Source organism: Geodermatophilus sp. CPCC 205506 (assembly GCF_051383635.1).
GTDB lineage: Bacteria > Actinomycetota > Actinomycetes > Mycobacteriales > Geodermatophilaceae > Geodermatophilus.
Genome location: NZ_JALPKP010000036.1, coordinates 1 through 18,739 on the forward strand (window position 1 = coordinate 1; position 18,739 = coordinate 18,739).

An 18,739-nucleotide genomic window follows, 5' to 3' on the forward strand; every position below is an offset into this window, starting at 1 on the left:
CCGCGGCGAGCCCGGGGCCGAGCGGGCCGGGCGCGGTCAGCGCGCGCAGCGCCCCCTCGGGCCCGTGCGCCCGCACCAGGCCGGCCACCACGCCGGGCCGCCCGCCGGCGAAGACGCAGGTGAGCCCGTCGTTCGTGGGGATCGCCCCGGCGCTGACGCCGGGCCGGTAGAGCCAGTCGTACCCGTCGACCGGGAGCTCGGCCCAGTAGCCGTAGACGATCTCGGCCGCGGCCGAGCCCGCGTAGCGGACCGGGGCGCCGACCGCGTCGGCGACGAGGGAGGAGCGGCCGTCGGCACCGACGACCAGCGCCGCGGTCTCCTCGCGCGGCCGGCCGTCGCGGTCCCGGGTGAGGACGCCGGTGACCCGCCCGTCGTGCCCCCGCAGCAGCCCGGTCACCGGCGTGCCGTACCGGACGGTGGCGCCGGCCCGCACCGCGGCGTCGGCCAGGACGGGGTCGAGCACGGTGCGGCGCGGCGCGTAGAGGGCGTCGACCTCGGGGGTCGGCCGGACCGTCACCGCCACCGTCTCGTCGCCGTAGTGGAAGACGGTGCGCCGGACCGGCGGGGTGCCGGCCTCGCGGATCGCGTCGAGCAGACCCCAGCGCGACAGTTGCAGGACCCCGGCGCGCATGAGCGCGTGCGTCGACACCGTGTCGCTGCCGTACCGGGCGCGGTCCACGCAGAGCACCCGCAGGCCGGCGCGGGCCAGCAGCATCGCCGTGGAGGCGCCGGCGGCGCGGGCGCCCACCACCACGACGTCCCACCGGGGGTTCACGCCGCGCTCCGCAGCGCCTCGCGGGGCACGCCGGCCCCGAGGTCGGCCAGCAGCCGGCCGACGACGGCCGCGGCGTCGTGGCGGACGCCGTCGAGGAAGGTCGAGTTACGGCGGGTCTGCATCCGCATGCCGACCACGTGCAGCCCGCGCGCGGCCGTCGTCCCGGCGACGTGCCGGATCTCGCCGGCCGCGTCGAGCACGGGCACGTGCAGCCACGGATACGACCGCCGGTAGCCGGTGGCCCAGACCACCGCGCCGATCCCGGCCGCGGCCAGGTCCAGCTCGACGGGCGGCTGGGCAGTCCGGATGCCGGGCAGGGCGGGCGGGGCGGGGAGGACCTCGTCGGCCAGGCCGACGGCGGCGGCGTAGCTGTCGATGCGGTGCAGCAGGCCGGCCATGTGGTCGTCGGCCGCCCGGGTGGTCAGGGGCAGGTCGTCGGCGAACCGGAGCCGGGTGCCGTCGGCGGCCAGCAGCCGCCCGGTCAGGGTGATCCCGCGGGCCTGCAGGGCGGGCAGGTCGACCGCGCGGTCGTCGGGCCGGCCGACCAGCTGCAGCGAGGGGTCCGGCGGCGTGTCGGCGGGGGCGACGTGCGGGCGGACCCGGCGGTCGAGCAGCCCCATCGCGTCCAGCCACCACAGGATCTCCATCCCGCGGTAGCGCCGGGGGACGCGGGCGTGCCGGCCGACGGCGAGCGTGACCGGGCGGCCGGTCGCGGCGATCTCGTCGGCCAGCTGCACCCCGGACGCCGACGCGCCGACCACCAGCACACCGGCGTCGGGCAGCCCGGCCGGGTCGCGGTAGGACGCGGCGGTCAGCTGCACCAGCGAGCGGTCGAGCCGGGCCGCGGCGGCCGGGACCGACGGCAGGTCCGACCAGCCGGTCGCGACGACGACGGCCCGGGTGGTCCAGTGCCCGGCGGCCGTGGCGATCCGGTAGCCGGCCGGGGCGGGCCGCAGGGACTCGACGGCGGCGCCCTCGACCACCGGGGCCCGGGAGGCGACGGCGTAGGCGGAGAGGTAGTCCGCGACCTCGCGGGCGGACATGTAGCCGGCGGGGTCGGGGCCGGCGTACCGCCAGCCGGGCAGCCGGCTCATCCAGTTGGGGGTCAGCAGGCGCAGCGACCGCCAGCGGGCGGAGCGCCAGTGCTCGGCCGCGCGGCCGCGCTCGAGGACGACGTGGTCGACGTCGGCCTCGGTGAGCAGCCGGCTGACCGCGAGGCCGGCCTGTCCGGCACCGACGACGGCGACGGGGACGGGGGTCATGGCGAGCTCCGGGGGTGCCGGGCCGCGCCGGGCCGCCCGGGGAGGGCGGACCGGCCGGCGGGGGGAGGCGGCGCGGCCGCTCAGGGGGTGGTGACGTCGATGACGACGTCGGTGCCATGGGACAGCACGTCGTAGACGGCCGACCGGCGGCGGGACTGCTCGACCAGGGCCGCCAGCTGCTCCGGCGCGGCGTCGCCCTCGATCTCGAAGGACACCCGGATCTGCCGGTAGCCGTTCCGGACGTCGTCGGAGAGTCCGAGGATGCCGAGCAGGTCGATGTCGCCCTCGACGGTCGACCGCACCCGGGTGAGCGTCACGCCGCGGGCGGCGGCGATGTTGGCCAGGCCGGCGGTGAGGCAGGCGGCGATGGCGTGCAGCAGGGTCTCCACCGGGGTGGGGCCCTGGCCGGTGCCGACGAGGACCGCCGGGTGGTCGGCGTCGGAGACGAACGGCTCGGTGCGGCTGGTGTCCTCCTGGCCGGCGCCGTAGAAGCCCTGGATCTCGGTGCGGCTGTGCGTGCCGCTGATCCAGGTGTTGCTCGCCCGGAAGCGGAAGTCGGCGAGCGAGGGGGTGCCGCGCACGGCGTCCAGCGTGGCGAACAGCGTCGGGACGTCCACGCCGTTGCGGGCCGGGCGGGTCGGGGTCTGCGTCATGACGGGGTCTCCTCGGGAGGGTCGTTCCTGACGCTGCGGGACGCTAGGGCCGCGACCTTCCCCCGGCCTTCCGCGACGGCGGGGCCCTCGGCGGTGCGCGGAAGGTCCGGGGAAGCCCCCGCGTGCACCGTCGGCGGCAACCCGGTCCGGCGTCGATCCGCCGGGTGGAGGAGGTCGAGATGAGCAGCGTGCTCCCGGTGGGGGCGCACACCGACGACGAGGCCCGCGCGCGGGAGCCCGGGCCGCGGGTCGGCGACAGCGCGAGCCGCAGCCGCCGGGTGCGGGCCGAGGACATCGGCCTGTTCACCGAGCTGACCGGGGACGCCAACCCCCTGCACACCGACCCGGCCCTGGCCGCGCGCTCGCGGTTCGGCGGCGTCGTCGTCCAGGGCGGGGTGACCAGCGGCCTGCTCAACGCGCTGGTCGCCGAGGACCTGCCCGGCCCCGGCAGCGTCTTCCTCTCCGTCGCCTGGAGCTTCCGCGCCCCGGGGACCTCCTCACCGCCCGGGCCGAGGTGACCGGCGTCCGCACCGACAAGCCGGTCACCCACCTGGCCACGACGATCACCAACCAGGACGGCGTCGTCGTGCTGGAGGGCACGGCGGTCGTCTGGCGCGACCCGGAGGTGGCCCGCGCGACCCGGTAGGCGCGGTCAGCGCAGGGCGGCGGCCACCTTCGCCGCGGCGGCGGCCACGGCCCGGCCCACGCGCCCGACGTCCACGGTGTCGTCGACGTAGACCACGGCGACCGCGGCCCGCGCCCCGCCGTCGGGTCCGGGGACGGGCGCGGCGATCGACCGCAGGCCGGGGATGACCTCGCCCTGAGAGCTCGCCCAGCCGGTGCGCCGGGCCTCGTCGAGCTCCGGCCGGTCGTCGGGAGCGGGCGGTTCGGGCATGAGCAGCGCCAGGCCTGGGGCGCCGCGGCCGACCGGGTGGCGGGTGCCGGGGCGGTAGACGACGTGCGCGGTGGTGTCGTGCGGCTCGACCGTCGTGACGGTCACCGCGTCGTCGCCGGCCCGGACGACGAGGAACGCGGTCATGCCGAGCTCGGCGACGAGGTCGTCGAGGCGGGGGAGGGCGGCGGCCTGCAGGCCGGAACGGACCCCGCGGGCCAGCGCGGCCAGGCCCAGCCCGAGCCAGAAGTGGCCGGCGCGGTCCCGCTCGACGAGCTGGTGGTCCTCGAGGGTGCGCAGCAGCCGATAGGTGATCGAGCGGTGCAGCCCCACGCCCTGCGCGATCTCCATGACCGGCTGCGGGGTGCCCACGGCGGCGAGGTGCTCGAGGATCCGGAGGCCGCGGTCGAGGGTCTGCGACTGCGGCGCGCTCGCCGCGCCGTCCTCTGCCGCCATCGCCGTCCTCCCGGGTCCTCCGTGCCGGAACCAGCCTACGGGCGCAGGTGACCGGCCCCCGCGAGGGCGGGGACCCGGATCGGCGCCCCGGGGTCAGCCGGCGCGCAGGCCGGCCAGGAAGGTGTCGAGCAGGCCGAGCTGGGTCTCCGGGGGCGTCGGGTTGCTGGGCAGGGTGGCCAGGACCTGCAGGCCCATGGCCATGGCGAGCAGCTGCTCGGCGAGGACGCCGTCGGGCGTGGCCACGGTGACCTCGCCGTCGGCCCGTCCCTCGGCGAGGAGGGCGCAGAGGTCCCGGCGCCAGGTGGTCATGGCGGCGTCGCTGATCTCCCCCAGCCGCTCGTCGGTCACCGTGCGGCTCCAGAACGGCAGGACGATGCGCGCCTCGAGGACGGTGAGCTCCGTGGTGGGCAGCACCTCGACGAGGAAGGCGCGCAGCGCCGTCAGGCCGCGCCTGCCCTCGACCGCGGCCCGGATCCGCTCGTTCGTGCGGTCGAAGACGTAGACGAAGGCCGCCTCGATCAGCGCTTCCTTGTTCGCGAAGTAGTAGGCGAGCGCGCCGTTGGCGTAGCCCGCCTCGCGCGCGATCTCGCGCATCGTGGCGGCGTCGGCCCCCTGGGTGGCCATCAGCCGCCAGGTCACCTCGAGGATCTCGCGACGCTTCGCGTCGCGGTCCACCAGTCTCGGCACCGGGCTCCCGTCCCCTCGTCGTCCGACCGTCAGTGTCGTGGACGCGGGGACGGGAACCCGGGCCGGGTCGTCACCGGACGGCGTCCCCCGCCGGCGCGCGGCGGGACCGCTGGGCGACCGCGACGACGACCCCGCCGGCGAACGCCAGCGCGATGACCACCAGCAGGACGGCGGCCAGGACGGCGTCCCCGCTGATCAGCGTGGTGAAGTTGCTCAGCACCAGGACCGTGACGCCGACCAGCCCGAGGGTGCCGAGCACCGGCGCCACCCGCGTGTGCCACACCCGCCGGTCGACCTTCGTCCGCGCGAAGAACGCCAGGACCGCCAGGCTGGTGAGCACCATCAGCACGAGGATGCTGACCGTCGCGAGGCCGGACATCCAGGTGAACAGCTGGAGCACCGGGTCGGAGCCGGCCAGCGCGAAGACCGCCACGATGACCGCGGCCGATGCCGTCTGGGTCAGCGACCCCACGTGCGGCGAGCCGTGCCGGGAGTGCGTCCGGCCCAGCCCGGCCGGGGCCCGCCGCTCGCGACCGAGCGCGAAGAGGTAGCGCGAGACCGCGTTGTGGAACGCCAGCAGTGCGGCGAACAGGCTGGTGAGCAGCAGGATCACCATCACGTCGGCCAGGCCCGGCGTCACGTACTGGGCACCGGCCGCGAACACCAGGCCCGCGGTGTCGGCCTGGGCGGCCGCCACCACGCCGTCGCTGCCGAAGGCCAGGACGATGGCCCAGCTGGCCAGCGCGTAGAAGGCGCCGATGGAGACCACCGCGACGTAGGTCGCCAGCGGCACGGTGCGCCGCGGGTTGCGCGCCTCCTCGCCGTAGATCGCGGTCGCCTCGAAGCCGATGAAGGAGGCGATCGCGAACATGATGCTGATCCCCGGGGCGCCGGAGAAGAACGCCGACGGGGTGAACGAGGAGAACTCGATGCCGTCGGCCCCGCCCTGCACCAGGACGGCGACGGCCACCACGGCGATGACCGCGATCTCGAGGGTCAGCAGGACCCCGAGGACCTTGGTGCCGACGTCGATGTTGCGGTAGCCCAGGAGCGCGACGAGGGCCATGAGCAGGAACGCCCACACCCACCACGGCAGGTCGGGGCCGCCGTACTGGACGACCAGGCCCTGCGCCGTCGCCCCGGCCAGCCCGTAGAGACCGGCCTGGATGGCGGTGTAGGTGAGCAGGGCCAGGCCCGCCGAACCCACGCCGACCGGCGCGCCGAGCCCCTTGGTGACGTAGGCGTAGAAGGCGCCGGCGTCGACCACGTGCCGGCTCATCGCGGCGTAGCCGACGCTGAACAGCAGCAGGACGACGGCCGCCACGACGTAGGCCAGCGGGTTCCCGGGGCCGTTGCCGATGGCCAGCATGACCGGCAGGGCGCCGCCGATCGCGGTCAGCGGCGCGGCGGCGGCGACGACGAGGAACACGATGCCGATGACGCCGATCGAGCCGCGCAGACCGCGGCCGGACCCCTCCTCGGGGGCGGCGACGTCCGGGCGGGGCGGGGAGAGCTCACTCATGGCAGGAACCGCCGTCCTGGGGGGAGCCGGCGGCGCGGGACCGGCAGTGGGCACTGGCGCTGGGCGGGACGTCCAGCGTGGGGTTGCGGTCGAAGAAGCCGACGGGCTTGAGCTGGAAGCCGGTGCGGTCGACCGGCATGATCGGCCAGTCCTCGGGCCGGGGGACGTGGGTGAGGCCGAAGGTGTGCCAGACGACGACGTCGGTGCCGTCGAGGTCCCGGTCGGCGGCGGTGTACTCCGGCAGGCCGGCGCCGCCCTTGTGCTGGTTGACGAAGTCGCCGGCCGCGTAGCGCTCGGCCGGGTCGTAGGCGGTGACCCACAGGTGCCTGGTCGCGAAGGTGGCCCGGCGGTGGATGGAGCTGCCCTCGTCGGCGAGCAGGACCGGCTGCCCCTCCGGGTACAGGGCGTAGGCGACGGGCTCACCGAGCCGGTTGCGGCTGTTCGGGTTGCTCACGTGCCAGACCCGGCCGACGCCCTGGTCGGCCATCCGCTGCGCCTCGGACTCCCGGCGCAGCGTCGTCCGCCGCTGGGTGAAGGCGTTGCCCCGCGGGTTGTCCGGTCCCATCGGGACACGGACGAAGTCGAGCTCCTCGACGGTGTTGGTCGGGCCGTCGACGGTCATGTCCAGCCGGGCGCTGAACAGGTGCTGGTGGTAGGGCGCGCCGAGGCCGGGGGCGATCTCGGAGGCGTACGGGTAGCCGGCCCCGGGGTGGGCGGACGTGAAGACGATGCCGGTGGCCTTGACCTCGAAGCCGATGGTGCCGTCGAGGTAGAGGTACCAGTAGAACCCGTAGTCGTAGTTGCCGATCGTGGTGAAGAAGCTGATCACCATGCGGCGCTGGCGGCGGGTCTCGGACGAGCCGGTCCACAGGTCGCTGTGCTTCCAGAGGATCCCGAAGTCCTCCTCGTGCATGCAGACGGCGTTGGGCAGCACCTGCGGGTTGCCGCGCTCGTCGGCGATCACCGCGTCCAGGTAGGTGATGTCGCCGAGGCAGTCGCAGCCGAGCTCCAGGGCGTTGGCGTAGCGGCCGACCAGGTACTCGCCGGTGTCGAAGTAGTTCTGCCAGGACCGGATCGGGGAGGGGTCAGCGTAGGGGACGACCATCTCGGCGATCGAGGCGCGGTAGATGACCGGCCGCAGCCGGCCGCCGTCGACGAAGCCGATCTGGTGCAGCGTCAGGCCCTCGCGGGCGTCGAAGCCCACGCGCAGCTGCCAGCCCTCCCAGGTGAGCAGGTTGCCGTCGAGGGTGAAGCTCGGGCCCTCGGGCTGGGTGATCTCGATCGGCTTCTGGGTGGTGCGCAGCGGGCCGGTGAGCTCCGGGTCGGTGAAGTTGCCGTGCTCCTCGGGGATCGGCACGGGCCCCATGTCGACGACCTGGTCGACGGTCTTGTTCATGACGTCGACGTAGGCCACCAGCCCGTCGATCGGGTGGGCCCAGGGGTGGTCCTCGGGGTGGTCCTGGCGGAAGGCCAGCCCGCGCAGGATCCGCCGGCCCTCCTCCTCCGGGTACTCGAAGACGCCCGCCGACAGCGGGGCCACCCTCACGTCCGCCACGTCCAGGTCGCGGGCGGCCAGCGCCGCCAGCCACCGCTCGTCGGTCGCGAGGACCTCCTCCACGAGGGCGAACTCCTCGTCCAGCACCGGCAGCTGGCCGTCGGTCGCGGCGTCCAGCGCCCGGTCGGACACCAGCTCGCCGCGGCTCACCGAGACGACGACGTCCCGGGCGGCCGGGCGCGAGACGTCGTGCAGGAGTGCCCGCACCCGCCGGTCCGGCGCGGCGGCGGTGTCCGACAGCGCCGACTTGGCGGGCTCCTCCAGGCCGACGTAGACGAAGCGGGTGGTCTCGGCCACGAGACCGGCGTCCACGAGGACCTGGCGGGCGGCGGAGATCTCCTCCGCGGTCAGCCGCTCGAGTGGATGGCTGCGGGGCGGTGCGGCGGCGGGTGCGGCCATGGGGCTTCCCTCTCTTGGTTCTACGGGTGTAGAAACATGGCGTGACACAGGTTACAAGTGCCGCATCGGTATGTGAAGCCCCCGTCCGAAAGTCGATCGACCGGCCGGTACTGCGGTCCTGCGCTGCGTTCCTGGCCGTCACCTCGGCGGCACTGCACGTCGCGACGGCCGCCGCCGGGGCCACTCCCGCGGTGGCCCTGGTCCTGCTGGCCATGGGGCTGGCCTGCCTGCCGTGCGCGCTGCACCTGGTTCTCCTGCCGCGGCGCCGCGCGTGGGCCCAGGCCGGCCTCGTCGCGGCGGCCATGCTGGTCGCACACCCGTTGCTGGGGCCCGGCGGCGCCCACGCGCACGCCGGCGGCCCGGCGCAGGGCGCGCTCGGCGCGGCCATGGTGCTGGTGCCCGCCCTCGGGCTGGGACTCGCGGGTGCGGGGCTGCTCCTCGCCGGCCGCGGACCGCGCGGGCCGCGTCATGGGTCGCCGGGGCCCGCGTCTCCTGCTGTGTGACACCCGGACCCGGCGCGCGGGGTGGTGCCGCGCCCCCGGTGGGCGTCAGGCTGCTCGTCGTGGACGACTCCGCGGCCCTGCGCCGCGTCCTGGCCGACGTCTTCGCCGACACCGGCGACATCCGCGTCGTCGCCGAGTGCGCGGACGGGGCGGAGGTCGTCGAGGCGGCGCAGCGCGCCCGGCCGGACGTCGTCCTCATGGACCTGGTCATGCCGCGGGTCGACGGCCTCGAGGCGGCCCGCCGGCTGCTGGACGTCCAGCCGGAGGTGCGCGTCGTCCTGCACAGTGCTCTGCTCGACCCCACCGCCGTCCGGGCGGCGCGCCGCCTCGGCCTGGCCGGCTACCTGCTCAAGGGCGACGTCACCGACCTGGCCCAGCACGTCCGCGAGGTCGCCGCCGGCGGCACCGCGTGGAGTCCGCGCGCGAGCGCCGTCCCTGAGGAGTGACCGTGCCACAGACCCGGATCGGCGTCGTCGGCGCCGGCGTCATCGCCCGGCGCCACGTGCGCACGCTGGCGCGCTTCGACGACGTGCGGGTGGTCGCGATCGCCGACCCGGACACCGAACGCGCGCGCACCCTCGCCGGCACGGTGGGCGCCGCGGTCTTCGCCGACGTCGACGCCATGCTCGACGAGGCGCGGCCCGACGCCGTCTACGTGTGCGTGCCGCCGTTCGCGCACGGCGCCCCGGAGCTGGCCGCCGCGGCCCGCGGGCTGCCGTTCTTCGTGGAGAAGCCGCTGGCCACCGACCTGGCGACGGCGGAGGAGATCGACGCCGTCGTCCGGGAGAAGGGGCTGGTCACCGGCGTCGGCTACCACTGGCGGTGGATCGACACCGTCGAGCACCTGCGGGGCCTGCTGGCCGCCCGGCCGGCCCGGCTGGCCGTCGGCTCCTGGCTGGACGCCACCCCGCCGGTGCCCTGGTGGCAGCGCCGCGACCTCTCCGGCGGCCAGCTCGTCGAGCAGGTCACGCACCTGGTCGACACCGCGCGGCTGCTCGTCGGGGAGATCGAGGAGGTCCACGGCTTCGGCGCCCGGTCGGAGCGGGCCGGGTTCCCCGACAGCGACGTCGACGACGTCACCACCGTCGCGGTGCGCTTCGCCACCGGGGCCGTCGGCACGTTCGTGGCCAGCTGCCTGCTGGCCGGTCCGCACGCCGTCGGCCTGCAGCTGGTCGCCGACGGCGTGGTCGCCGAGCTCACCGAGAAGACCCTCACCGTCGTCGACGCCGACGGCCGCGAGGAGCGGACCGCCGCGGGCGACCCGTTCGCGCGGGAGGACCGCGCCTTCGTCGACGCCGTGCAGGGTGGCCCCGACCGCACCCGCGCCGACTACGCCGAGGCGCTGCGCACCCACCGCGTGACCGTCACCGCGGCCCGGTCGGTCGCCGAGGGAGTGCCGCTGCGCGTCCCGGCGGGAGACGGCCGGTGAGGACCCGCCGGCTGCTGTGGGTCTTCCACTGGCTGGTCGTGGGGGGTGAGGAGACGGAGGTGCGCCTGCTGAGCCGGCACCTGCGGCCCGCCTGGGAGATCGACGTCGTCGTCTGCCTGCGCCGCCCCGGGATGCCGGAGCAGACGCACGCCCAGCTGGCCGAGTGCGGCGTCCCCGTCGACACCACCCCGTGCGACCTGCCCGACGACGAGGTCGTGGACCACCTGGCCCGCGTGATCCCGGGCCACGACGTCGTGGTGGCCAGCCAGGGCGTGCCGTTCGTCCACCCCGCCCTGGCGCGGCTGGAGGACCGGCCGCCGCTGGTCGAGCACGGCGGGCTGGTCCGGGAGGCCGAGTCCGGGTCCAAGGACGGCACCGACCGCTACGTCGGGGTCTGCGCCTCCATCCGGGACGCCGCGGCCGCCCGCATGCCCGACCGGCCGCACCACGCGCTGGAGATCCCGTCCATGGTCGACCTCGGCGAGTTCGACCCGGGCCGGCGGGCCGCCGTGCGCCGCGAGTGGGGTCTGGCCGACGACGTCCCGGTCCTCGGCTGGATCGGCCGGCTGGACCGGAAGAAGCGGGTGGAGGACGTGCTCGCGGCCGCCGCGCTGCTGGCCGAGGAGCACCCGGAGGTGCGCTGGGTCCTGGTCGGCGGCCCGAACTTCATGTACCCGGAGCACGCCGACACACTGCGCGATCTGGCCACCCGGCTCGGGCTGGACGGGCGGGTGCGCTGGCTGGGCGACCGGGCCGACGTCCCCCGGCTGCTGACCGGGCTGGACGCCCTGGTCTGGCTGTCGGAGGGGGAGGGGATGCCGCATGTCCTGGCCGAGGCCGGGGCCGCCTGCCTGCCGGTGGTCGCGACCCCCGACAACGGCGCCGGCCAGCACCTGGTGCACGGGCGCAACGTGCTGTTCGTCCCGCACCGGGACCCGGTGGCGGTGGCGGAGGCGCTGGGCCGGGTGGTGCGCTCCCCGGCGCTGCGCCGCCGGCTGGGGCGGCAGCTGCGGGCGGACGTGGAGGCGCGGTTCAGCGTGCCCGCCGTCCTGCCGCGGTGGCGGGCCCTGCTCGACGAGCTGGCCCCCGCGTGAGCCGCGACGAGGGTGCCCGGCCGCACGGCCGGGCACCCTCGTCAGGTCGGAACGGTCAGCGCACCGACGCCTGCGCCCCCTCCCGCTGCGCGGCCTCGGCGTCCCGCTGTCCGGGTCCGGCGTTGCTGCCGGACTCGGGCAGGTCGGAGTCGCCGTGGTCGTCGAGCATCGTCTCCTCGTCGAAGGGGCTCTCGCCGGACAGTGCCGCCGACAGTTGCTCGCGGTCGAGCTCCTTGGTCCAGGTGGCGACCAGGACGGTCGCGATCGCGTTGCCGGCGAAGTTGGTCACCGCGCGGGCCTCGGACATGAAGCGGTCGATGCCGACGATCAGGCCCACGCCGTCGAGCAGGTCCGGACGGTGGGCCGAGAGCCCGCCGGCCAGCGTGGCCAGGCCGGCGCCGGTGACCCCGGCGGCACCCTTGGACGCGATGATCATGAAGACCAGCAGGCCGATCTGCTCGCCGACCGTCAGCGGGTCGCCCAGTGCCGAGGCGATGAACAGCGAGGCCATCGTCAGGTAGATCGCGGTGCCGTCGAGGTTGAAGGAGTAGCCGGTCGGGACGACGATGCCGGCGACCGGCTGGCTGACGCCGGCGTGCTCCATCTTCGCGATCAACCGGGGCAGCGCCGTCTCCGACGACGAGGTCGAGACGATCAGCAGGAACTCCCGGCCCAGGTACTTCATCAGCGTGAAGACGTTCACGTGGGCGACGAGGCGCAGGATCGTCCCGAGGATGACGAACACGAAGATCGCGCAGGTGATGTAGAAGGCCAGCATGAGCACGGCCAGGCTCTTCAGCGCGTCGATGCCGGTCTCCCCGACGACGGCCGCGATCGCCCCGAACGCCCCGATCGGCGCCAGCCACATGACCATCGAGAGGATGCGGAACACCAGCTTCTGCAGGATCCCGACCGCGCGCAGGATCGGCTCACCGGAGCGGCCCATGGCCTGGATCGCGAACCCGACGAGCAGCGCGACCAGCAGCGCCTGCAGCACCGAGCCCTCGGTCAGGGCCGACAGCAGCGTCGTCGGGATCAGGCCCAGCACGAAGTCGATGGTGCCGCCGCCCTCCTCGGCCGTCGTCGCCAGCTCCGCACCCTGCCCCCGCAGCTCGTCGGAGAGCTGCAGCCCGTCCCCGGGGTGGATGAGGTTGCCCACCAGCAGGCCGATCGTCAGGGCGACGGTCGACATGAGGATGAAGTAGCCGAGCGCGAGCCCACCGATCCGGCCGACCTTGGCCGCCTGCCGGATCGCGCCGATGCCCAGCACGATCGTGCAGAAGATGACGGGCGCGATCAGCATCTTGATCAGGCCCACGAACGCGGTGCCCAGCCACTTGAGGCTGGTGGCGAACTCGGGGAACGCGAAGCCGACGGCGATGCCGAGCACCACCGCCCCGATGACGGCGATGTAGAGCCAGTGCGTCCGGTCCTTCTTCCGGGCGGCGGGCGGTGTGTCGTGCTCGGTGCCTGACGCCATGACGTCTCCTGTCGTCGGCCGGAGGCGAGTGCCTCCCGGGTCCGGTGGGTTCTGCCCCGTGGAGGGCGACGCCAGTCACACTGCTGGCCGGGGTGACGGCGGTCACGCATTCGGTCATTGCGTTCACGCCGGACGGCGGCGGGTCCGGCAGGCGGCACACTCGGCACGTGCGCGTGCCCGCCTCCCTCCCGCACCGCCGCGACCCGAGCCTGGCCCGGCGGCTGCTGCTGCTGCAGGCGCTCGTGGTCGGCGTCGTCGTCCTCACCGCCACGGCCGTCGCCTACCTCGACGCCCGCCAGGCGGTGCAGCAGTCCGCCGAGCAGGAGACGACGGCCATCGTGGAGAGCCTCGCCGACTCCCCGCTCGTGCTCGAGGCGGTGACCGGCCCCGACCCGTCCGCGGTGCTGCAGCCCTACGTGGAGCAGGTGCGGGCCGACACCGGCACCTCGTTCATCACCGTCCTCGCCCCCGACCGCACCCGGTACACCCACCCCGATCGCGACCAGATCGGCCGTCCCTTCCGCGGCACGATCGCCCCGGCGCTGGCGGGGGAGACGTTCACCGAGACCTACACCGGCACCCTCGGCCCGTCGGTGCGGGCGACCGGCCCGGTGGTGGGCGCCGGCGGGGAGGTCGTGGCGCTGGTGTCCGCGGGCATCACCGTCGAGGCCATCGGGGAGGACCTCGCCGCCGCCGTCCCCGGGATCGCCGGGACCGCCCTGGTCACCCTCGCCGTCGGCGGGCTGGGCAGCTGGGCGCTCAGCCGCCGGCTGCAGCGGCAGACCCACGGCCTCTCGCCGGGGCAGCTGGCCCGCATGGTCGAGTACCACCACGCGGTGCTGCACGCCGTCCGGGAGGGCCTGCTGCTGGTCGACGGCGAGCGGCGGGTGCAGCTGGTCAACGACGAGGCGCGGCGGCTGCTGGGACTAGACGGCGACCCGGCCGGCCGGCACGTCGCCGACCTGGGCCTGCCCGCCGAGCTCACCGCGCTGCTGACCCAGCAGCGGACCGCGGTCGACGAGGTGCACGTGACCGGCACCCGCGTGCTCGTGGTCAACCAGGCGCCGCCGCAGGCCGCCGACGGCGGGGCCGGCACCGTGGTCACCCTGCGGGACCACACCGACCTGCAGGCCCTGACCGGCGAGCTGGACAGCGTGCGGTCCTTCGCCGAGTCGCTGCGGGCGCAGGCCCACGAGGCGGCCAACCGGCTGCACACCACCGTCTCGCTGGTCGAGCTCGGCCGCACCCAGGAGGCGATCGAGTTCGCCACCGCGCAGCTGGCCTCGGCGCAGCGGCTGACCGACCGGGTGGTCAGCGCGGTGGGTGACCCGGTGCTGGCCGCGCTGCTGCTGGGCAAGGCCGCGACCGCGCACGAGCGGGGCGTGCTGCTGGAGATCGACCCCGCGACGTCGGTGGGGGAGACCGGCCTCCCGGGCGGCGACCTGGTCACCATCGTCGGCAACCTGCTGGACAACGCGATCGACGCCGCGCTGTCCGGGGACCCGCCGCGGGAGGTCCAGCTGGCCCTGGAGGTCGCCGGCGGCCGGCTGGAGATCCGGGTCGAGGACACCGGCCCGGGTGTCGCCGAGGCCGACCTGCCGCGGGTCTTCGAGCGCGGCTGGTCGACCAAGGACGCCGGCGGCGCGCCCGCGGGGCTCGGCCGGGGCCTCGGGCTCGCCCTGGTCGCGCAGGCGGTGCGCCGGCACGGCGGCACGATCACGGTGCGCCCCGGCCCGGGCGCGGAGTTCGTGGTCTCGCTGCCCCTCCCGGTGCCGGCGGGAGCCGCCCGGTGAGCGCCCCGGTGATCCGCGTGCTCGTCGTCGAGGACGAGCCGGTCGCCGCCGAGGCGCACCGCGCCTACGTGGACCGGACGGCGGGCTTCGGCACCGCCGCGGTCGCCGGCACCGGCGCGCAGGCCCTCGACGCGCTGGCCCGGCTGCCGGTCGACCTGGTGCTGCTGGACATGAACCTGCCCGACACGCACGGCATCGAGCTGTGCCGGCGGATCCGGGCGGCGGGTGCGCAGGTCGACGTCCTCGCGGTCACCTCGGCGCGGGAGCTCACCACGGTGCGCGCGGCGGCGGCGCACGGCGTGGTCGGCTACCTGCTCAAGCCGTTCACCTACCCGGCCCTGCGCGACCGGCTGACCGCCTACGCCGAGTACCGGGCACGGTTGCACGCCGCGGGCGACGCCGCCGGCCAGGACGAGGTCGACCGCGTGCTCGGTTCGGCACGGCCCAGCCGGCCGGCGCCGCTGCCGAAGGGGATGGGGCGGGAGACGCTGGACGCCGTCGTCGCCGCCGTCCGGGCCGGGGACGGGCTCTCGGCCGCGGAGACCGGCGAGCTGATCGGCGCCTCGCGGATCACCGCCCGCCGCTACCTGGAGTACCTCGCCGACACCGGCGTGGTCGACCGCGCCCCCCGCTACGGCGGCGCCGGCCGCCCCGAGATGGAGTACCGCTGGCGGTGACCCTCAGCCGCAGGCCGGGCGGGTCAGCCACAGCAGCAGCCCGATGGTCAGCCCGACGGTCGAGTGCCCCACCACGCCGCGGGCGTGGGTGACCAGCGGGTAGTCGGTCATCGTCGGCAGGGACGTGCCCTCGTCGACGACCAGGAAGGCCGCGGCGCCGACGGCGAGCCCGGCGGCCAGCGGGTGCACGCCCCGCCGGGTGAGCGCGGCGGCGAGCACGCCGTAGGTCGTGCCGAAGGTGCGGTGCAGCGCCAGCCCGACCCGCCCGGCCGCCGCGTCGTCGAGATCCCGCCCGGCCACCTGCCCGAGCTGCCGGCCCAGCTGCACGAGCGTGCCGCCCGGCGCGAGCTCCTGCTCCCGGCGCCTGGACGCCTCGCTCTGCCGCGCGTAGAAGAGCGTGGTGACGGCGTCCATCGTGCGGCTGGCGACGTAGCCGGCCAGCGCTCCGGTCGCCAGGGTCTGCCGCCGTCGGGTCATCTCCGGCTCCCTCCGCCGGCCGCAGTATCGGGGGACGGCGATCCGCGGAGGAACCCCCGGGCGGCTCCTCGACGGTTCCGTCGCCACCGCCCCCGCCCGACCCCTCACCCCGCGTGAGGAGCGGCCGCCCTGGGCCCCGGACACCCGTGTGCGGGGCTCAGGGCGGGCGTTGATGAGCTGGGCAGGAACTACTCGGCCGCGCCCGCCCGCCGGTCGCCGGTTCCGCGCACCGCCGGTGCGGGCCGCGGCCGGGGCGCCCGCGAGGCCGCCGTCGGCACCACCAGGGCCAGCAGGCTGCCGAACACCGCCAGCGCGGTGAGGACGTAGAAGATCGACGTCAGCGAGATCCCCGAGGCGATGAGGAGCCCACCGACCAGCGGGCCGCCGATGCCGCCGAGGCGGCCGAAGCCGGCGCACCAGGCGACACCGGCGCTGCGCACGTTCGTCCGGTAGTAGGTCGCGACGAAGCCGTAGATCAGGATCTGCGTCCCGCTGGTGCCCAGGCCGACGACGGCGACGAAGGCCAGCAGGACGGCGAGCGGGAGGCTGACGGTCAGGAACGCGATCGCCGCCGCACCGAGCAGGAAGGAGGCGGCCACCACGGGCTTGGGGCCGAACCGGTCGGCGAAGCGGGAGGCGCCCAGCGCACCGAGCACCGCGCCGCCGTTGAGCACGAGCAGGAAGGCCAGCGAGCCGTTGGTGGAGAAGCCGGCCCGGCCCATGAGCTCCGGCAGCCAGGTGTTGAGCGCGTAGACCAGGAGCAGGCCGGTGGCGCTGAGCAGCCCGAGCAGCACGGTGGGCAGCAGGTACACCCGGCTGGCCAGCCCGGCGAAGCCCGCCCGCCCGCGAGCCACCGGCTCGGTCGCCGGCGCGCCGGGGGCCGCGGTCTCGGCGAGGTCCACCCCGGTGCGCCGGGCGACCGCGCGGGCCTCCTCGAGCCGTCCGCGGGAGGCCAGCCACGCCGGGGACTCCGGCATCTTGAGGATCGCCAGCGGGAACAGCGTCACCAGCGGGAGGGCGCCGAGGAGGAACATCCCCCGCCAGCCGATGGCGTCCAGCGCCACGATCGCCACCAGGGCGGCGAGCAGGCTGCCCAGCGGGACGCCGGAGTAGGTGATCGCGTTCGCGACGTTGCGCCGGCCCGCCGGCGCGAACTCCGCCACCAGTGCGCCGGTGGTGGCGACGAGCGCGCCGACGCCGATGCCGGTGACGAAGCGGAGCAGGCCGAACACCGTCGTGGTCGTCGCCAGCGCGGTGAGCGCCATGCCGACGGAGAACCAGGCGTAGGCGGTGAGCATGACCTTCCGCCGGCCGATCAGGTCGGCGACGCCGCCGGCCACCAGCGCGCCGACGAGCACGCCGACGAGGGCGTAGCTGCCCAGCGCGCCGGCCGTGGCCGGCGTCACCGCGCCGATCTGGCCGGGGTCGCGGAGGAAGAGGGGGACGACGGTGCCGTACACGACCAGGTCGTAGCCGTCGAACACCAGGCCGACGGTCGCGAGCGACACGATCCACGTGACCGTCCTGCGGCGGAGCACGTCCTGCTGGGGGGAATCCACTGCTGTTCTCCTCGTCTCGGGCGTGCGGCGGCCGTAGCAGGGCAGGCGGGAGCCGGCGAGCGACGTCGCCACGGGGGTGGGGGAGGGGTGCGACCCGGCGCGCAGGGCGGGGATGCGGTGCGCGCCGGGGGGCCGGCGGGGCGCGCGAGCGGCGCCCGGCGGGGTCAGTCGGAGGCAGGGTCCTGCGCTGTGTCCGACGGCGCCGGGTCCTGCGCTGTGTCCGACGGCGCCGGGTCCTGCGCTGTGTCCGACGGCGCCGGGTCCTGCGCTGTGTCCGACGGCGCCGGGTCCTGCGCTGTGTCCGACGGCGCCGGGTCCTGCGCTGTGTCCGACGGCGCCGGGTCCTGCGCGATGTCCGACGGGTGGGGGGCCAGGGGCGTGACCGTCATCCGCATGTGGGCGAACAGCGGCAGGCCCCAGAGGATCTCGTGCAGCTGCTGGTTGCTGTCGACGGCGAAGACGCTGAGGTTGGCGTACTCCCCGACGCACCGCCAGATGTGGCGCCAGTGGCCAGAGCGCTGCCACTCCTGCGAGTAGGCCCTCTCCCGGGCCAGGAGGTCGTCGCGCGCCGCCGGGTCCATGTCCGGTGGCAGCGCGACGTCCATCCGGACCGCGTACAGCTGGGTCACGCGGGGTCCAGCGCGAAGTCGTAGGTGACCTCCTCGCCGGCGCCCGAGGCGGCCGGGGTCGGGTGCAGGATCAGCTCCGGCTTCACGGCCTGGGCGACGTCGGTCTCGACGTAGTCGCCGCCCTGGAAGTACAGCTGGGTGGTGACCAGCTGCTTGCCGGGCGCGGACACCTTGAGGTGCAGGTGGGCCGGGCGCCACGCGTGCCAGCCGGCCGCCGCGATGAGCGCGCCGCAGGAGCCGTCGGTCGGGATCTGGTACGGCGCCGGCTTGACCGTGGAGAACGCGAACCGGCCGTCCGGCCCGGTCAGGACCGTGCCGCGCAGGTTCCACTCCGGGATCCCGGGGGCGAACTGGGAGTAGAAGCCGTCGTCGTCGGCGTGCCACAGCTCGACCCGGGCGTCCTGCAGCGGGGCGCCGTCCAGGTCGGTCACGGTGCCCTGGAACACGAACGGCGTGCCCTTCTCCCCGTCGCGCATCGGGAGGGTGGCCTGGCTGCGGAACTCCGGCGAGCCCGGGATGTAGTACGGGCCCTCGATGGTGCCGGTGGCGCCCTTGCGGTCGGCGTTGGCCACCTCCTCGACCACGTGCTCGACCCAGACGTCGAGGAACAGCGGCCACTCGCCGTCCTGCCCGACCCGGATCAGCCACGCCTTCAGCGCGTCGTACTCGGCGTAGGTGACCCCGTGCCGCCGGATGACGTCGTGCAGGGCGGTGAGGGCGTCGGTGGCGATCGCCGAGACGCGCGCCTGGTCGACGGCGGCTGCGGCGCGCTCCTTCTGGGCGAAGCGCTCGGTGGCGTTGCGGCCGGAACCGGCGGCGGTCGGGTTGATCTCGGTGGGTGCGGTCACGGTGTCCTCCTGGGGTGGTGGGTGCGGTGGTGCGGCGACCTCCCTGCAG

Annotated in this window: 20 protein-coding genes; 8 read left to right on the forward strand and 12 right to left on the reverse strand. The window is 75.5% G+C overall.

The features are described 5' to 3' along the window. From MY520_RS19210 to MY520_RS19220, 3 genes are all read right to left on the reverse strand, one after another. A partial coding sequence (locus MY520_RS19210; protein ID WP_436694168.1) for an NAD(P)/FAD-dependent oxidoreductase occupies positions 1 to 775 on the reverse strand: 775 nt, incomplete at its 3' end. Continuing rightward, on the reverse strand, positions 772 to 2,037 hold the full coding sequence (locus MY520_RS19215) for a flavin-containing monooxygenase (RefSeq protein WP_436694169.1): 1,266 nt from the start codon (positions 2,035 to 2,037) through the stop codon (positions 772 to 774). The genes MY520_RS19210 and MY520_RS19215, both read right to left, overlap by 4 nt. Before the next feature lie 80 nt (positions 2,038 to 2,117). Beyond that, entirely contained in the window at positions 2,118 to 2,690 is a 573-nt protein-coding gene (locus tag MY520_RS19220; protein WP_436694170.1) for an OsmC family protein, read from the reverse strand. Positions 2,691 to 2,869: 179 nt separating this feature from the next. Here MY520_RS19220 and MY520_RS19225 point away from each other — a divergent pair, with 179 nt between their 5' ends. Continuing rightward, entirely contained in the window at positions 2,870 to 3,208 is a 339-nt protein-coding gene (locus MY520_RS19225) for a MaoC/PaaZ C-terminal domain-containing protein (protein WP_436694171.1), read from the forward strand. Beyond that, the gene (locus MY520_RS19230; RefSeq protein ID WP_436694172.1) at positions 3,205 to 3,336 is read left to right on the forward strand and encodes a hypothetical protein; all 132 of its coding nucleotides are present in this window, start codon (positions 3,205 to 3,207) and stop codon (positions 3,334 to 3,336) included. Before MY520_RS19225 ends, MY520_RS19230 begins: the two co-directional genes overlap by 4 nt. Positions 3,337 to 3,342: 6 nt before the next feature. Here the strand turns inward: MY520_RS19230 and MY520_RS19235 are convergent, their stop codons facing one another. The 4 genes from MY520_RS19235 to MY520_RS19250 all read right to left on the reverse strand — a co-directional run bounded on the left by MY520_RS19235 (position 3,343) and on the right by MY520_RS19250 (position 8,201). Beyond that, positions 3,343 to 4,038 carry an IclR family transcriptional regulator gene (locus MY520_RS19235; RefSeq protein WP_436694173.1) on the reverse strand — a complete coding sequence of 232 codons (696 nt, stop codon included), beginning with the start codon at positions 4,036 to 4,038 and terminating at the stop codon, positions 3,343 to 3,345. 93 nt (positions 4,039 to 4,131) lie between these two features. After that, on the reverse strand, positions 4,132 to 4,725 hold the full coding sequence (locus MY520_RS19240) for a TetR/AcrR family transcriptional regulator (protein ID WP_436694174.1): 594 nt from the start codon (positions 4,723 to 4,725) through the stop codon (positions 4,132 to 4,134). Positions 4,726 to 4,795: 70 nt separating this feature from the next. After that, positions 4,796 to 6,247, reverse strand: coding sequence for an APC family permease (locus MY520_RS19245; protein ID WP_436694175.1), 1,452 nt, complete (start codon positions 6,245 to 6,247; stop codon positions 4,796 to 4,798). After that, complete coding sequence (locus tag MY520_RS19250; protein ID WP_436694176.1) at positions 6,240 to 8,201, reverse strand: primary-amine oxidase; 1,962 nt, start codon at positions 8,199 to 8,201, stop codon at positions 6,240 to 6,242. Before MY520_RS19250 ends, MY520_RS19245 begins: the two co-directional genes overlap by 8 nt. A 191-nt stretch (positions 8,202 to 8,392) precedes the next feature. Between MY520_RS19250 and MY520_RS19255 the strand changes: the two genes are divergently transcribed. Genes MY520_RS19255 through MY520_RS19270 form a run of 4 tightly spaced genes read left to right on the forward strand, consistent with a single transcriptional unit; the run spans position 8,393 to position 11,227 of the window. Next, positions 8,393 to 8,704, forward strand: a complete 312-nt coding sequence (locus MY520_RS19255) for a hypothetical protein (RefSeq protein ID WP_436694177.1) — start codon at positions 8,393 to 8,395, stop codon at positions 8,702 to 8,704. 59 nt (positions 8,705 to 8,763) lie between these two features. Continuing rightward, positions 8,764 to 9,150 (forward strand): response regulator, encoded by a 387-nt coding sequence (locus tag MY520_RS19260; protein WP_436694178.1) that lies wholly within the window; start codon positions 8,764 to 8,766, stop codon positions 9,148 to 9,150. Positions 9,151 to 9,152: 2 nt separating this feature from the next. Further along, complete coding sequence (locus tag MY520_RS19265; protein ID WP_436694179.1) at positions 9,153 to 10,133, forward strand: Gfo/Idh/MocA family protein; 981 nt, start codon at positions 9,153 to 9,155, stop codon at positions 10,131 to 10,133. After that, on the forward strand, positions 10,130 to 11,227 hold the full coding sequence (locus MY520_RS19270; protein WP_436694180.1) for a glycosyltransferase family 4 protein: 1,098 nt from the start codon (positions 10,130 to 10,132) through the stop codon (positions 11,225 to 11,227). The genes MY520_RS19265 and MY520_RS19270 overlap by 4 nt, the downstream gene beginning before the upstream one ends. A 55-nt stretch (positions 11,228 to 11,282) precedes the next feature. Here MY520_RS19270 and MY520_RS19275 read toward each other — a convergent pair whose 3' ends face one another. Then, positions 11,283 to 12,707 (reverse strand): cation:dicarboxylate symporter family transporter, encoded by a 1,425-nt coding sequence (locus MY520_RS19275; RefSeq protein ID WP_436694181.1) that lies wholly within the window; start codon positions 12,705 to 12,707, stop codon positions 11,283 to 11,285. 167 nt (positions 12,708 to 12,874) lie between these two features. Here MY520_RS19275 and MY520_RS19280 point away from each other — a divergent pair, with 167 nt between their 5' ends. After that, positions 12,875 to 14,500 (forward strand): sensor histidine kinase, encoded by a 1,626-nt coding sequence (locus tag MY520_RS19280; protein WP_436694182.1) that lies wholly within the window; start codon positions 12,875 to 12,877, stop codon positions 14,498 to 14,500. After that, on the forward strand, positions 14,497 to 15,177 hold the full coding sequence (locus tag MY520_RS19285) for a response regulator (RefSeq protein ID WP_436694183.1): 681 nt from the start codon (positions 14,497 to 14,499) through the stop codon (positions 15,175 to 15,177). The genes MY520_RS19280 and MY520_RS19285 overlap by 4 nt, the downstream gene beginning before the upstream one ends. Positions 15,178 to 15,180: 3 nt before the next feature. Here MY520_RS19285 and MY520_RS19290 read toward each other — a convergent pair whose 3' ends face one another. From MY520_RS19290 to catA, 4 genes are all read right to left on the reverse strand, one after another. Further along, positions 15,181 to 15,654 carry a hypothetical protein gene (locus MY520_RS19290; protein ID WP_436694184.1) on the reverse strand — a complete coding sequence of 158 codons (474 nt, stop codon included), beginning with the start codon at positions 15,652 to 15,654 and terminating at the stop codon, positions 15,181 to 15,183. A 188-nt stretch (positions 15,655 to 15,842) separates the two neighbouring features. Then, a complete protein-coding gene (locus MY520_RS19295) occupies positions 15,843 to 17,213 on the reverse strand; it encodes an MFS transporter (RefSeq protein WP_436694185.1) in 1,371 nt (456 codons plus the stop codon). A gap of 164 nt (positions 17,214 to 17,377) precedes the next feature. After that, positions 17,378 to 17,842 carry a muconolactone Delta-isomerase family protein gene (locus MY520_RS19300; protein ID WP_436694186.1) on the reverse strand — a complete coding sequence of 155 codons (465 nt, stop codon included), beginning with the start codon at positions 17,840 to 17,842 and terminating at the stop codon, positions 17,378 to 17,380. Next, on the reverse strand, positions 17,839 to 18,690 hold the full coding sequence (gene catA, locus MY520_RS19305; RefSeq protein ID WP_436694187.1) for a catechol 1,2-dioxygenase: 852 nt from the start codon (positions 18,688 to 18,690) through the stop codon (positions 17,839 to 17,841). Before catA ends, MY520_RS19300 begins: the two co-directional genes overlap by 4 nt. Positions 18,691 to 18,739 lie beyond the last annotated feature (49 nt).